The following is a 14,617-nucleotide window of genomic DNA, read 5'->3' on the forward strand; positions in this document are numbered from 1 at the left end:
TAAGAAATAGAGTACAAACTGTAGTTTTGTAGTGATTTCTAGTATCTTAATGTTAAGTCTCTTATTTAAGATTCTACCATATAATATAGCTCAGCTTATACTTAACGTTTAACAAGTTAGCTTTATAAGTGGATAATCACTATTTTAGAATATTACTTATAGGGTTTATTAATTTTTAAAGATGTATTTCTTTAATATATAGCTTAATACTTAATCATAAGCTAATTAATAAAAGATGTATCTTGATTTAAGTTACTAACATTAGATTTAATTCTAGTTAAGTAAATAACTTTACTTATAAAATTTTAGCATACAACTATTCTCTTAAGCTGTTTACAATGGTATTTCAGCGAGACTAATTATATGTAATATTTAGAATATAATATTTATACTTTTTATTATAAAAAAATTAGATTTAAAATTAAAATCTACACTATATTTTTAATTTTTGTTTCCGTATTTTATTTATGCTAATTAATAAATTCCTAAATATTTAGATACAAAAAGTAAGATGGTTAGTATTTATTATTCTTATAGAAGTAAGTTTTAAAGATAATTTTTATATTAAAACAGATTAAAGTTTAAAATGTCAAATAATTGAAGAAGAAAGTTAAAATCCAATAAAATAACACATATATTTGTTATGCTGCTAGAGCCGTACACGGAAGCATAACCCAGTTCGCAGCAATGGTGCCCACTATGCTCGCTCCTAATCCCAGAAGGATTGTGTCTTTGGCCACTAATCCATCAAAAGCAGTGAGCCCAACGTATCAGTTTTTGCAGATAAAGGTGGCGATGAGTTAGCCATTCACGATGAATTTCTATCCAACTCCCATTTCTTAAAGAACCTGAGATTGTTGTCCAATGCAGCCATAAGTCTTTGGACAATCTTGCTACGACATGGGCGATTTTTCAGGGCCTACTCCTTGAAGCAATACCTTTCCTTCTAATAGGGGTCAGCATCGCTGGCGTGACCCGATGGTTATTGCCATCCGGAGCATGGGTTAATCGGCTTCCTAAAAACCCGCTATTGGCGCCAATCATTGGCGCATTAATGGGTTTTGCTCTCCCTGCCTGCGAATGCGGCAACGTGCCGGTAGCGCGACGCCTTCTTGCCAGTGGTGCCCCTCTCGGTACTGCCTTTGGCTTTCTCTTTGCAGCGCCCGTACTCAACCCTATCGTAGTTACCAGCACCTGGGTAGCTTTTCCCAACCAACCCTGGTTATTTATCGCTCGCCCCCTAGGGGCCTTTCTGATCGCCATTTTTCTTAGCGCATTACTAGTACAACTACCAGAGTCCCAGCTCTTGGAATCAGCGCTACTGGGCGAACGACGCATGAGACAACCACTTAGTGACCTTGGCTTGCTTAAACGAAAAAGTGGGCTAATTGGGTTTGTATCGTCCGATATGGTTCCTTCAAAGTTAGAACGCCCAAAAAGTAACCAAATTTTTGAGCAGAGCAGCCGCGAATTTCTTGATTTACTAGCACTACTCGTCCAGGGCTGTCTCATCGCCGCACAGATACAGGTTTGGTTGCCAAGAAGCTGGCTGTTAGTCATTGGCAGTTCCCCAACTGCTTCAATCTTGGCGTTAATGATGTTGGCTTTTGTGGTTTCAGTATGCTCCAGCGTTGACGCTTTTCTTGCACTGGGATTTGCGGCACAGGTTACTCCTGGCTCTCTCTTGGCCTTTCTGCTACTGGGCCCGGTGGTGGATCTCAAACTAGCGGGACTATTCACTGTGCTTCTACGTCCACGAGCTATCGCGGTTGCCGTCTTAGCTGCCAGCCTTGGTGTGCTTTTAATCGGTCAGTGGGTGAACCTATGGCTATTATGAGCGGAGCTTGCCTGTGACTAGAGGACTGCTGCTAATCCTCTGGGGTTGGGTGATGATTTGGAGTGTTGTCTCCGGACGATTAGGTCTGCTGTTACGAGAAATGTTCCACAGCCTTGTGTGGATATCTGGAGCAGCACTGATGATTGCAGGCCTCACAATTTTTTTACGTAGCTATGGCCAATGGGAGCGAGTTTCATTGTCTTCCATGGCAGCAGCCTTGATGGCGCTTCTCGTTCTGATCATCCCACCTAATCCATCGTTTAGTGACCTAGCCACTAATCGACCACAAGAGCTACCTGAACCACCTGAATTGGCTTTTGTGCTGCCGCCCGAACAACGCACGCTTACGGAATGGGTGCAATTGCTGCGTAACCAGCCCGATCCTGATCTCGTGGATGGAGACCCTGTTGTTATTAGTGGTTTTGTTTGGATACAAAACGACAGGCCCCCGTTAATCGCTCGGCTCATAGTGCGCTGCTGCCTAGCAGACGCTACCCCTGCCGGACTACTTGTGGATTGGCCAGACGATGCTGAATTGAAAACTAACCAGTGGTTGAAAATTCAAGGCCAGATGAAGGTAGCCGTCCGCAATGAGCAACGGGTTGCGGTGGTCGTCCCTCAGATCATGACGCCAATTCCTCGACCAAAACGCCCTCTTGAGCCATGAATCGTCGACTGGGATTAGTGCTTTTGGCAACTGTCACAAGTGTCTTAGTGCAACAACAGGTCTTACTGCGTCGACCCCCCCGATTGATCCAGCTCGAACCTCAACATATCCATTCAGGCAGCGCAGCACTAGATCTGCGCTTTAGCAGGCCCATGCAGCTCGAAACTGTGCGTTCAGAGAGTCATCTGAACCCCCAACTTCCCCACCGTTGGCTTGGCAGCAACAACCAGCTACGGCTGGTTGTTGATACTAACACCGCCATTACTCAGCCATTACGACTTGTTGTGGCGGGACGCGATCAAAGGATGCACAAGATGGCTTCTCAAAGCTGGTGGTGGGATCCGCGACCTTGGCTTCTCGTCACTCGAAATATAAATGCTGGCAAGCAATTACAATTACAAGACCGTCAAGGCAAATGGCGGCCTCTCAGTCCGATTTGGGCGCATTTCAGCGCAGTAGTGCCCTTAGGTAATGGTCGTGGCGTCGCCATGGCCGTCAGTGACGACAGCCGAGTGGAACAAATCTGGTTGCAACCACTTACACCTCGCAACCTAGCCCATAAGCACAATGCCCTGGCACCGCCAGAATTACAGCCACTGCAGCAGTTAGTCCACGACAAACTACTATTCGGCCATTTAAGTAGCAACTTAAATGGCGATCTTTTGATACAGACTGGTGGTTTTTCCCCTGACAGCGAAAGAACTGAGTTAATCCAAGCTAACGGGAAGCGTCACAATCTGGACCTGCAATCAGCTGGTCCCATGGAGTTGCTTCCAGCAGGAGGTGGATTAATTGTGCCCTCCTATAACGGACTTAACCTGCAGCCTCTCCTCAATAAAGGGCGCCCAGTTCAGTCTCTTCCGGGGAACCGTGAACTCGGTGCCTTCTGCGCTGCATCCGGACGTGTAGTGTTAATCCGCCATTGGCCGGACTACCGTCGCTCTATTGAACTGGTCATCGCTGGATTTTCTCCCCGTCAGCTGTGGCTGGGGGAACAGGCAGTATTGGGGGTTGCCTGCGATGGCAGTGGTGAGCGGATTTGGGCAGTACTTGGCCAGTGGACTAGTAATCGAGAACAACACACGATTTTACTCATGGATAGCCAAGGTACGGAGATGGGGCGTCGGCTTCTGACTCCTTGGGCGATGAAGGGAGGCACCCTTCTGCAATTTGATCCGGTCAGCCTTCGGTTGCTGATGACCGTGACACGGCCAAGCCAAAGAGAGGCTTACCCTGCCTTTCTAGACTCTGCCTCCCTCCAATGGCAACAGATTCTTCCTGTTGCAATAGAAGAAGCTCTCTGGCTTAACCCTTAAGGTTGCTTTCCCTCAGGAGTAAGCGGTCTTGCAACAGCAGTCCGACTTACCAGCCAAGCTTTAAACCAGCCGCGAGTTAATGTGATTAAATCACTAACCATACCTCAATATCACAATCATTCAGTACAGGTAATTATGAACCAAAGAGCGAGAAACGTCTCAAAATCGTTTAAAATTCTCAACAGCTAGTCGAACTACCCTGCTAGCTATCCAAGTAAGCCGTATCACTAGAGCAAGACATGGTTCCTGTTGTTCCGGCTGGCAGCAGTAATACAAAGATCCAGTAGAAGACCAGCTGGGGTGAGCAGGGTTTTCGTTAAAGTTGCCAAGCCCAATCCTTGTGATTGTGGCGTCAAATTTGCAAAGGGAACCGGAAGCCGATGATAGTTGTTTCGCCCAACCAACTATGTTCAGGTCTGAGCTGATATTCTGCCGACATAATTTACTTAAAATTCTCATCGGCTCTACTCAATTTAATTAGCAGTACTGCTGATTACTCTAACTGCGTCCTTCTCCTGCTTAAGCTGGATCAACCTTGCTTGATGCCCGCGTATTCCTGGAAAGTATTTTATACGCAACAATATCCTCGCATTGACTTAGCATAGATAGCAGGTGTCTACTATGGTTGTTCCTGCTTTGCGGGGAGATCGTACTTACATAAAGGACAAGCTACAAACTTGCCTTTAAGGTTTAGCATTTTAGTTGTTTATCTAGATTTGCTCTTAAGAGATAAGGTTCAAGAAAGCCGCTGGCTGATGCGTAGGGACAGTCTTTAGATCATGTCACAAACTTGAATTGAGTCCTTTTAAAGTCAAGATCTTTGCTTCAGGGCCACAGTAGATAATGTAAAGACACAATAAAGCAAAAACAGCTTGATGATGGCTCAATCAACTGCTGCTTACATTACGATGCTATACAATAGTTTTCTAAACGCTTGTAAGCAGCCTCCTTAGTAATCGAAGCGCTGACTTTTAAATTAAGCAATGGCATGGTACATACGAACTACCTCAGTCTCGGGTATCGATCTTTCTTGTGCGAGTTTCATCTATATCAGATATTGACCATAGGCGGAAATTAACTGGCCCAGTCTAATTTTTTATGACTTCTCCAGTAATGCGTTAGTAAAAGTAAGGTTGCACAGGGTCACAAGATTTTGGCAGGGGTGTTCAGTCCATTTAGTTGGCAAAATCAGTTTGGATCACTTAGATCAGTGAGGCTGGCTTCACCTATATTTCCATTATTTCCATCCAAAATAAAAGAACAAGGTACACACGCCTATAGATAAAGCTTCACTACATGGTTTTGCATTGAAGAATACTTTCTGATGTGAATAACTATCGTATTCAGTGCAGCAAGGCTCAATATTCAGTCTCTAAATAGCTATCCAGCTGAGAATAGACAAGCATCTGAGAATTAGCTTTTTCATTCAAAAACATTAAATCTTCTAGAGAAAACGGCATTGTTATTTCTATTAATTTAAGCTAATCAGTAAGGTATTAGTAATACTAAATCCTTTTTATATTCCATCACATCAAACAATTTTGTATGGCTTTTCTACACTAAATAGACTAAAGTAAGCTACTTAAATCATATAAATTATTAGACTTATTGATTTGTCAGCAAAAAGCTAAATTAAGAGTTTTTAACGTTACCTAATAAGATCATGAGTCTAACCCCTGATCAACAAGAGTTAATACATCTGCAACCACTCACTAATAAAGCTAAACTTTATTAGTGAGTGGATAATTCCCAAATCCAGATTAATCTTCTTAGCTAATTTTTTAGTCTTAGTCTTTATCTTAAGCTGCAATAAACCTACTCGAACCGAGTTATGCTCTCAATTAAACATTTAAATTCAATCAAAACTATAATTATTTATCAATCAAAAGCGGGTTCATCTTTCGCTGATGAAAAACAAGAATGTATTTTAATATCTAACTATATCTATTGATTATTGATTAGAGTAATCTCAAACAATGATTCTTGTTTTCAATTATGACGAATTCAACAAGTGTTTATCAGTTAATTAATTTTATAGTAATCTAGTTCAAACATCATGATATTTAGATAGGTTACTATTACAGGTAATGATAACCATCTGATGATTAAACCTTTATCTTTTAAAAAATCTAGAAATCCCCAACTTTAGCTGATAACAAAGCCCTTAGAAAATTATTAAATGTAATGTCATAAATAAATCTGAAAGAATCTTATATCTTTTTCCTATTTTCACTATGTAGTTAAGATTTCTCATCAAATTTTTTATTCATTAAATTTTCATCTGAATAACTAATTGCGTAACGAAAATTAGATCAAGCTTCTGATGCAATTACAAATAGTGATGCAATCATTAAGAAACCTAAACTACACTTTTGTTAGTATTCAGAAATATTATTTTTGCCTCTCAGCTAAGTTATTAACTTAGGCGAGATTAGTATTAAATATTTTGACTTATGAAAGTATATTCATATGTTAGATGATAGCTATGGATACAGAGATAATTACAAACCCATATATTTAGAGAATAAATTAGCATTAACAATGCTATTATTCGGAACCGGTAGAAATGCGTCTCTAAGATCTGTATGTTATTTCACAGCCTTAGATATCTAGATTATAAAGATTAAAGTTGTCGCAATTATAAATAAGCCAAGTTGTTAACTAAAGTCTCAGGCAAAGAGATCACAATAGAGATCTATCTCAACATAAATTTAACGAGTTTTGTTTACTTTAGTTTAGGACTAAAATATAAAAGTTACCCCAGTCCGACATGATGTTGCCAATCCTCTCTGCAAGCCGGTGCATTTACAGAGCTATAGGTTGGTTACCAATGGGCAAACAGTGTAGCACTCTAAATAGGTATAGAAACCTCCAATTTGCCAGAGAAGTCTGTGCGTTAATTGAGTTTGGAATAACTTTTAAGTGTGCAAAAACGAGGATCATTATTTAATTGCACACTGATTTAATTAGTACCAACCGTAAAACCCAAGTGTGAGCCCGTATAGTAACTTATTCATGTGTCGCTAGATTCCCAATTTTGTCGATACTCTAAAGATAAGAAGCAACCATTAATGATGTTTTTAGACTGTTGCTAAGATTAAAATTTACATTGCCGTTGCTAGGAGTTCAAACTATTTCAGCGGCAAAATCGTTCTTAAAGCCTTGTCTTTTGATTAGGTAGTTAAGGCTTTCAATCAAACAAAATGACTAAATAATTGTTCAGGACACAAAGAAGCTTGAAAAACTACGTATATCGATGCGCTTGTATTAAGAATCTAGGTGGTCATCATGATTATTGAGATCAATCTTGCCATAGAAGTGCTTAGATTCACCCCAAACTAGATATGCTCTCATGTTGGTTTTGATAGAAAGACTAGCGCTGGACCTCAATTCCTGTTGGAAAACCTCACCAAACAGACCGTGTGGCGAGTAATGCTCAAATTGTTTTTAAGGTTGGTTTCAAAACTTCTGTGACCTTCAAAAGGTGATCATTAGATTTAACCGGAACTCTCTAAACCCAGCAGAAAATTATCATTGCCACCATGAACTAAAATAAAACGAATTTGAATTAGAGACAACAGAAACAGAGAAAACAATAAGAGAATACGTGTATGAGATTAAGATAAGGGACAGAAGAATTAAAAATCAAAGAAAAACAAGCGAATAGTTCAATGAATCCCAACCCAGCGATTCACAAGAATTTTTGCCGAAGCTTGATCACAAGTCTGACCTTGACCTTTCAAAATTGTGCAAATGTTTTGTACTGCAGTAGATATAGCAGATTGACCTGGAGCAATTCCTTCTCCATATAAAGGCGTTGAAGAGATAGGCAGTCCAGTACTTGTACTAATTCTTTTGAGAGTTTTATTGGCAGGTAAATATGACGTAAAAATAGTTTTAGCGCCTGATGCTTTGACTGCTTTCGTAATAGCCATAAGGCTAGATGGTTTTAACGCACCGCTGGTAGTAAAACTATCAAGTACAGAGATTTCATTGATACCATAACGACTTGCAATATGACTATAAGATTGGTGATCAGTTACTAAAACTCGTTGCGAACTAGGCAGCTTGGAGAATTGTAAAAATGCCCAGCTCCCGAGATCGTCCATCACGCTCTCGGCTTTAGCAAAGCGTTCTGCTAAGGTTGCACGTTTATCAATAGGTAGCAATATAGAAAGGTACTTAGCAGACACCTTCAATAGTGCAGTGGAATTGGCCGGATCATGCCAAATATGGGGATCATTACCTTTATAAAAGGGCAAGGCCAATTCTCCAACAGCAACAACAGATCCAGGACTGGTAATCTTTTTCACGGCTGGCGTGAGATCGAAACCAACGTGCAAAACCAAGGCAGATTTAGAAAGAGCTTGGCGATCACTAGGTTTAAGTCGATAACCATGGGGATCACCACCAGGAGGAATTAAACAAGTGACATCGACTAGGGTTCCCGCCAATGTGCGGGTGAGATCACAGAGGGTGCCATCAACAGCAACTACCACGGGCTGTGATGCTTGGGCGGGAAACTGAATACCAAAGATTGCCATAAGAGATGCCACAACAGCACTCCAGCGATAGATGAAGTCAAACAAACGACAGCTCAATAATAATGATTATCATTCTTTCTAGTTAACTCTCGGCTGCAACGCTGTTTGATCCGCCTTTTGAAGTGAACCAACACAACTAGTGACAGTGAAATCTTCGTCCATCAACAACGGTCTCCGTGCTCGGGAGATTTGCTTCAGTTATTACGGTAAGCAAGCTATTGATCACGTTAACTTTGACCTCAAACCTGGCACCTTGACTGCGCTGGTCGGACCTAATGGGGCCGGCAAATCAACTCTGCTACATCTTCTACAGGGGCGTCTTCAAAGGACAAATGGAAGCATCGAATGCGGCTGTAGCATAGCTGTGATGCCACAACGGGCAACTATCGATTGGATGTTCCCAATTAATGTGTCGCAAATGGTGGAGTTGGGAAGAAATAAAAATACAAATTATTCTACTAATCTAAATATAGATAGTTTACTGGAAAGGGTTGGTATTAAGGAACTGGGATTACGACGTTTAAGTGCACTTTCTGGAGGACAACAACAACGCGTATTGTTAGCTAGAGCCCTTATGCAAAACACAGGCATTTTGCTTCTGGACGAGCCGTTTAGTGCAATTGATCCTCCCAGTCGTGATCATTTGTTGTCAGTTATGCGTCAGCAAGCTGAATTAGGACAAACACTTTTAGTGAGCAGTCATGATTGGGGTAGTGCTCTTGACGTTTATGATCAAGTATTAGTATTAAATCTCAGGATCTTAGCTAAAGGTACCCCTAAAGAAGTACGTAAAAAACTCACTGATATGACATTTATGATGGAAAGTCACATTTATGAATGAATTAGAAATCTGGTGGTTTTCACCTCTTATTTTAGCCCTGCTAGTTGGAATTATCTGTCCAGCAACCGGAGTGTTACTTATTACTCAAAGACGAATTTTATTAGCCAATCTCATGGCACATTCAGTACTGCCAGGATTAGTTTTAGCTTTAGCATTTGAATTAGATCCAACCATTGGTGGACTTATTAGCGGTCTACTAGGAGCCTTGCTAGCAGAACGCTTAAACCAAAGTTTCAAAGGACGAGAAGAAGTCTCTATGAACACAGTTTTAGCAGGCTTCACTGCCCTCGGAGTACTTTTAGTGCCACTAATGAAAGCCAGAGTAGATCTTGAAACAATCTTATTTGGAGACTTACTTACTGCGAACAGCAGTGATTTGATCAGGACACTTATTGCAACTGTGGCTTTGGCATTACTGTTTATAATTCGATATAAAGATCTTGTTTTTATTGGAGTTGATCCAGAAGGTGCAGGCTTGGCTAAGCGTCCAGTCATGCAAATTCGCTTCATTACTATCTTCATCACTGCATTAGTAATTATTAGCGCCATTACTGCGGTTGGAATTGTTCTTGTTATCGCACTTCTTTGTGCCCCCGTTCTTATACACTTAGACAAAAGTACCAGCCTGGTAGAATTAATTGTACGTTCATCTATGACCGGTCTTGCTTTAACCAGTGGAGGCATGATGTTGGCTGTTACTGTAGATCTTCCACCAGGGCCACTAATTGGAACTCTTTGCGTTGTACTTTTGATTATCGAAAAAGTTTCAGAATCAATCTATGCATAAAGTTCATCAATAGATGATATTGAAAATAAAATTATATCTTTGTATTAAAATTTCGCAAAATAACTAGATAATATCCGGAATTAACCGTGGCAAACTTTCTAAAGATGTTTGAATAAACACTGAGTATGAAAGTATTTTATTATGAATTCATAATTAATCAATAATTTACTCTACTCTATATTTAGAGTTAATAATGAAATGTATAGAGCTCTTTGGCAAGAGTGCATCAAAATTTTAAGAAATAATTAAAATAACAAATTTTTTAAGTAACCGTTGCGCAATAGAACCTTCTAACGTCACTTCGAATTAACGTTAAAAACTGAGACTTATACAATAATAAAATAACCATAGCCTGATTCAGGCTACTAATTAATATAACTATTATTCTATATTTTATATTTAATTTAAAACTTATTTATATAACAATTAACAAGTTTTTAGATAAACCAGTTCAGCTTAGCTATGAATCTTGCTAATTTTAGGTTAGTCCACTCTCCAATAATTGCAATTGTCCTATTTCCGATGATTTTCTAAAGTCCTCATATTGTATATTTGCAAGTTTTACGAAGCCATATCAAAATCAAAGCGTAGATTTTATAGTGAGTGCTTTTTCTCGGCACCAAGATTACAGGTAGATCAGACTACGGGTTCCGCTAACTTCGGTTAGAGAACAGTTATTAGACCAGCACAAGGGATGTCTGATGCATGTGCTCCCTTGACTATCAGTATTGGAAATCAACCGATTTAATCTGCGCGCACTACAAACAACAACCCCCGTGCTACCCGGCAAAGGCGATCACAAGTGTAATTCAATACAATTAATTGAGGTTGGCTTATACACCTATCACACCCCATTGCTATGGTAAAAGGTCTATGACGGTTTCAAACGGCTAGTGGAGGAAATTATCTCGCTAAAAGTCACTGCACCAGAAGTCACTACATCCATGAGTTTCCTAGCTAAACATTAAAATATTAATGTCCGGTCAACGGAGCATTGAGCTCACTGAGCTTTCTTCATGAATACGCAAGATCGCTTCACCAAGCATATTGGCAACTGAGAGCACCTTAAGCTGAGGAAAAGTTCGTTCTTTCGCAATCGGAATGCTGTTAGTCACAACGACTTGTGCAAACAACCCCTCTGCAGATAAACGCTCGCACGACGGCGGAGAAAAAACAGCATGGGTTGCGCAAGCAATCACTCGATTTGCTCCCTGTTGACGTAACAATTTCGCACCGGCACAAATAGTGCCACCAGTGTCAATCATGTCGTCAATCAAAACGGCTGTTTTTGCTGCCACGTCACCGATGACGGTGAGACTTTCTGCCATATTGTGACCAGTTCGACGCTTATCAATGATCGCTAGAGGAGCATCGTTCATTTGCTTTGCAAAAGCACGAGCCCGTGCTACTCCTCCTACATCTGGCGACACTACAACGACATCTCTAAGATTTTGAGTGGAAAAATAATCCACTAATACTGGTGAGCCATATATGTGATCACAAGGAATGTCGAAATAACCCTGGATCTGAGCAGAATGAAGATCCATTGCCAGGACGCGGTCCACACCCGATGTCACTAACAGGTTCGCTGTGAGTTTGGCTGTGATCGATTCACGACCGGCGGTTTTTCGATCTGCCCTCGCGTAGCCGTAATAAGGCACTACTGCTGTGATCTGTCGAGCCGATGCCCGTCGACAAGCATCCACCATGATTAGCAGTTCCATTAGGTGATCGTTGACTGGGGCACAAGTGGGCTGGATTAGGAACACATCACAGCCGCGAATCGACTCTTGTATTTGAACGTAAAGCTCTCCATCTGCAAACCGCTTAACTCCCCTTGGACCATCAGGGACTCCTAGATAAGTGGCAATTTCTCTGGCTAAGCCAGGGTTAGATGTACCGCTAAACAATCGCAATCGACGACTATCACAAGTGATTGTCTCCTGTGCTGCCCGCGCTGCTGTCAGGAAACTGGTCACGGCGGCTGCGAAAGGCGCTCTGTTGTAATTCGATGGTAGTGGTGTGTAGGCTTTTCATGTACAAAGGTTTTCCGCTGCTGTTAGGTGCCGGCCTCCTGCCGGAACTAATGATGCAACAGGCTTGCGAAACGATCGCCAAGGCATGCGGTTGTGAGTTGATCAGTCACAACTGCGGAGAGTCCCCACGCAACGTGCTGGCTTCTATCTCCACAGCAATTGGTCTGCAACGACTTTGTGGTGATGCAGCCCGTCCTCACTGCAATGGAGGAAGCTGGCTAGAAGCCCTCGCAGACTGGCGCCTTCCTGTGCTGCTCCTCGTTCCTGGTGATGCAGACGGTGGCATTCCTGGTTCCGGGCCAGCCTATGCTGCCCTTTGTCGCGAACTTAAGGTACCTTTGGTCGGTCTAGTGCAGCTTCAAGGAATCTGGGACGAAGATAGGCGTCGCAAAGATGGATTACCCTGGCTCGGTTGGATCCCAGAACCCAGCCATGTAGATCATGATGAGACGGTTGATGTTTTGAGCCTTCTGCTTTGCAAATGTGCCTTTAGTTTTGCGGCCAAAGAGGCAACGTTTGCCCAGGTTTAATCTGCCGCAAAGTCTGACTGCCAACACGCTTGGCCAGCTGCAGTTGTGTGATATCAACATGCGTGGGACTTGCAATCAAAGCGGCCGCCAGGCCCAGTTGCTCAGAACGGCTGAGGTTCGTCTCCATTTCATCATCTAAGCGGTTCACCAAGCGCGGCAGCATGGAAATACCACCGGGATCTTTCAACTGCTTCACCAAAGCCAAGATTAACTTTTGCTGTCGGATTCTTCGATTGGCGTTGCTCTGCTTATCCTCTCGGTAACGGGCCAGTTGTTCTGCTTTAACGCCGTTAAGGCTCTGAGGTCCCGCCTGTAGCTTCACGCTGTATGCCTGGGTTTTGTCCTCACTTTGGTAGGCCTGATCGAGGGTAACGTCCACATTGCCAAGGCCATCTACCAAAGTGCGTAACGCGCGACGGGGCATCACCACATAACGCTGGGGTGTCCCGTCCGGCAAACCAACAATTTCTTGAATAGCGTTGTTCAACAAGAACACACCGCCACCAAGCCAGAGACTCGACAAACTCGCAGCTTTATTACTACCTGGCAGCTGTACTGCAAGATCAATGGGTATTTGGAGCACTTGCAACGGTTCAGCAACCGCGATGCGTACCAAAAGCAATGTATCTGCATTGGCAGGGCCTAAGGGCGCCGCTTGGTTAGTCCGGTCATCGAGTTCGTTGGCATCGATGCCTACTACAAGCACCATCACGGGAGCCGCCGGGAATGGAGCCAAGTTGGCGGGATTACCAACGGTTTGCAGTGCGCCTGCGCCTTTGGCAACTTGATCTGGTTCTGGCCAAAGCATTGCGAGCAACCAGCCCGTAGCGCTGACCCCAAAAGCAGCTGCAGCCAGGTTAAGACACGTAGTGCACCTGGGACGGAATGCAAACCAGGGCGTCAAGCGCGTCTTTTCGGTGGAAGCCATTGTCCGCCCCATGCTTACAAGATGCTTAGTTCCATGTGGCTGTTCAGTCCTTAGCGTTAGGCCTTACCATGCTGCCTTCTATGAACTTGCGCCACGATTTTCGTTACCGTCCTCACGAGCAAGTGCGAATCGTGGTGTTCGGTGCCACCGGTTATATCGGTCGCTTTGTAGTCAAGGAACTAGTGGGGCGGGGCTATCAGGTAGTGGCCTTTTGTCGACAACGCAGTGGCGTTGGCGGCCGTCAGGAACGTAATCAAGTCATCGCTGATTTACCTGGAGCGGAAGTGCGCTTCGGAGAAGTGACCAATGTAAAATCATTAGAAAAGCAAGCTTTTAGTCAACCAACGGATGTAATTGTGAGCTGCTTGGCCTCTCGCACCGGAGGGCGAAAGGACTCCTGGGCTATTGACCATCAAGCGACCTTGAATACCTATCGGGAAGGGCGTAAGGCCGGTGTTGCTCATTACGTTCTACTTTCGGCGATATGTGTTCAGAAGCCACTGCTAGAATTCCAAAAAGCGAAGCTCGCGTTCGAATCGGAATTAAGAGCCGATGGAGAGATGACTTACTCGATCGTTCGCCCTACAGCATTTTTCAAGAGCTTGGGCGGACAGGTGGAAAGTTGTCGAAAGGGAATGCCCTACGTGATGTTTGATGGGGGTGAATTGGTTAGCTGTAAACCGATCAGTGAGAGCGATTTGGCTCAGTTCATGGCGGATTGCATTACGGATTCTGACAAGTACAACCAAGTACTTCCAATCGGTGGTCCTGGCCCTGCCCTTAGCACGCGTGAACAGGGTGAGATGCTATTTCGTGCCCTTGGCCGAAAACAAAAAATATTGTCGGTACCGATTACGCTGATAGATGCTCTGATCGCGATACTGGAAGGTTTGTCAAAGCTTTTCCCCGTTCTTCAGGACACCGCCGAGTTTTGCCGGATCGGCCGCTATTACGCTAGTGAATCGATGCTTCTCTGGGATGCAGAACAGGAGCATTACGATGCTGACGCCACCCCTTCCTATGGCAGAGATACGCTAGAGCAATTTTTTGAGCGGGTAGCACGCAACGAAATGGCAGGTCAAGATCTTGGAAATGCAACCTTGTTCTGAAACAGCCATCCTGATGCAGAAC

Annotated in this window: 11 protein-coding genes; 7 read left to right on the top strand and 4 right to left on the bottom strand. The window is 43.1% G+C overall.

The window, feature by feature from the left end:
* Window positions 1-880 precede the first annotated feature (880 nt).
* The 3 genes from ABWV55_RS06880 to ABWV55_RS06890 are packed head-to-tail and all read left to right on the top strand — an operon-like array spanning window position 881 to window position 3,820.
* A complete protein-coding gene (locus ABWV55_RS06880; protein ID WP_353291375.1) occupies window positions 881-1,837 on the top strand; it encodes a permease in 957 nt (318 codons plus the stop codon).
* A 13-nt stretch (window positions 1,838-1,850) separates the two neighbouring features.
* Entirely contained in the window at window positions 1,851-2,504 is a 654-nt protein-coding gene (locus tag ABWV55_RS06885; protein ID WP_353291376.1) for a TIGR03943 family protein, read from the top strand.
* Window positions 2,501-3,820 carry a hypothetical protein gene (locus ABWV55_RS06890; RefSeq protein WP_353291377.1) on the top strand — a complete coding sequence of 440 codons (1,320 nt, stop codon included), beginning with the start codon at window positions 2,501-2,503 and terminating at the stop codon, window positions 3,818-3,820. The genes ABWV55_RS06885 and ABWV55_RS06890 overlap by 4 nt, the downstream gene beginning before the upstream one ends.
* A gap of 227 nt (window positions 3,821-4,047) precedes the next feature.
* Here ABWV55_RS06890 and ABWV55_RS06895 read toward each other — a convergent pair whose 3' ends face one another.
* The gene (locus ABWV55_RS06895) at window positions 4,048-4,224 is read right to left on the bottom strand and encodes a hypothetical protein (RefSeq protein ID WP_353291378.1); all 177 of its coding nucleotides are present in this window, start codon (window positions 4,222-4,224) and stop codon (window positions 4,048-4,050) included.
* Window positions 4,225-7,488: 3,264 nt separating this feature from the next.
* Entirely contained in the window at window positions 7,489-8,409 is a 921-nt protein-coding gene (locus ABWV55_RS06900) for a metal ABC transporter substrate-binding protein (RefSeq protein ID WP_353291379.1), read from the bottom strand.
* A 100-nt stretch (window positions 8,410-8,509) separates the two neighbouring features.
* Here ABWV55_RS06900 and ABWV55_RS06905 point away from each other — a divergent pair, with 100 nt between their 5' ends.
* Window positions 8,510-9,205: an ATP-binding cassette domain-containing protein gene (locus tag ABWV55_RS06905; protein ID WP_353291381.1), complete on the top strand. Its 696-nt coding sequence runs from the start codon at window positions 8,510-8,512 to the stop codon at window positions 9,203-9,205.
* Entirely contained in the window at window positions 9,198-9,992 is a 795-nt protein-coding gene (locus tag ABWV55_RS06910) for a metal ABC transporter permease (protein WP_353291382.1), read from the top strand. The genes ABWV55_RS06905 and ABWV55_RS06910 overlap by 8 nt, the downstream gene beginning before the upstream one ends.
* Window positions 9,993-10,975: 983 nt before the next feature.
* Here ABWV55_RS06910 and ABWV55_RS06915 read toward each other — a convergent pair.
* Window positions 10,976-11,971 (bottom strand): ribose-phosphate pyrophosphokinase, encoded by a 996-nt coding sequence (locus ABWV55_RS06915; RefSeq protein ID WP_353291384.1) that lies wholly within the window; start codon window positions 11,969-11,971, stop codon window positions 10,976-10,978.
* A 56-nt stretch (window positions 11,972-12,027) separates the two neighbouring features.
* Here ABWV55_RS06915 and ABWV55_RS06920 point away from each other — a divergent pair, with 56 nt between their 5' ends.
* Complete coding sequence (locus tag ABWV55_RS06920; RefSeq protein WP_353291385.1) at window positions 12,028-12,558, top strand: hypothetical protein; 531 nt, start codon at window positions 12,028-12,030, stop codon at window positions 12,556-12,558.
* On the opposite strand, the gene ABWV55_RS06925 is transcribed toward ABWV55_RS06920, so the two are convergent.
* Complete coding sequence (locus tag ABWV55_RS06925) at window positions 12,518-13,486, bottom strand: LCP family protein (protein ID WP_353291386.1); 969 nt, start codon at window positions 13,484-13,486, stop codon at window positions 12,518-12,520. The two genes, ABWV55_RS06920 and ABWV55_RS06925, sit on opposite strands and share 41 nt — an antisense overlap.
* A gap of 80 nt (window positions 13,487-13,566) precedes the next feature.
* Between ABWV55_RS06925 and ABWV55_RS06930 the strand changes: the two genes are divergently transcribed.
* Window positions 13,567-14,595, top strand: a complete 1,029-nt coding sequence (locus tag ABWV55_RS06930; protein WP_353292663.1) for an NAD(P)-dependent oxidoreductase — start codon at window positions 13,567-13,569, stop codon at window positions 14,593-14,595.
* The last annotated feature ends 22 nt before the right edge of the window (window positions 14,596-14,617 follow it).

This window comes from Synechococcus sp. M16CYN, assembly GCF_040371545.1.
Taxonomy (GTDB): Bacteria; Cyanobacteriota; Cyanobacteriia; order PCC-6307; family Cyanobiaceae; genus Parasynechococcus.

Excerpts from the sequence above, each read along its gene's own strand:
- ABWV55_RS06890 (WP_353291377.1), top strand. The coding sequence starts at position 2,501 with ATGAATCGTCGACTGGGATTAGTGCTTTTGGCAACTGTCACAAGTGTC.
- ABWV55_RS06910 (WP_353291382.1), top strand. The coding sequence starts at position 9,198 with ATGAATGAATTAGAAATCTGGTGGTTTTCACCTCTTATTTTAGCCCTG.
- ABWV55_RS06930 (WP_353292663.1), top strand. The coding sequence starts at position 13,567 with ATGAACTTGCGCCACGATTTTCGTTACCGTCCTCACGAGCAAGTGCGA.
- ABWV55_RS06925 (WP_353291386.1), bottom strand. The coding sequence starts at position 13,486 with ATGGCTTCCACCGAAAAGACGCGCTTGACGCCCTGGTTTGCATTCCGT.
- ABWV55_RS06920 (WP_353291385.1), top strand. The coding sequence starts at position 12,028 with ATGTACAAAGGTTTTCCGCTGCTGTTAGGTGCCGGCCTCCTGCCGGAA.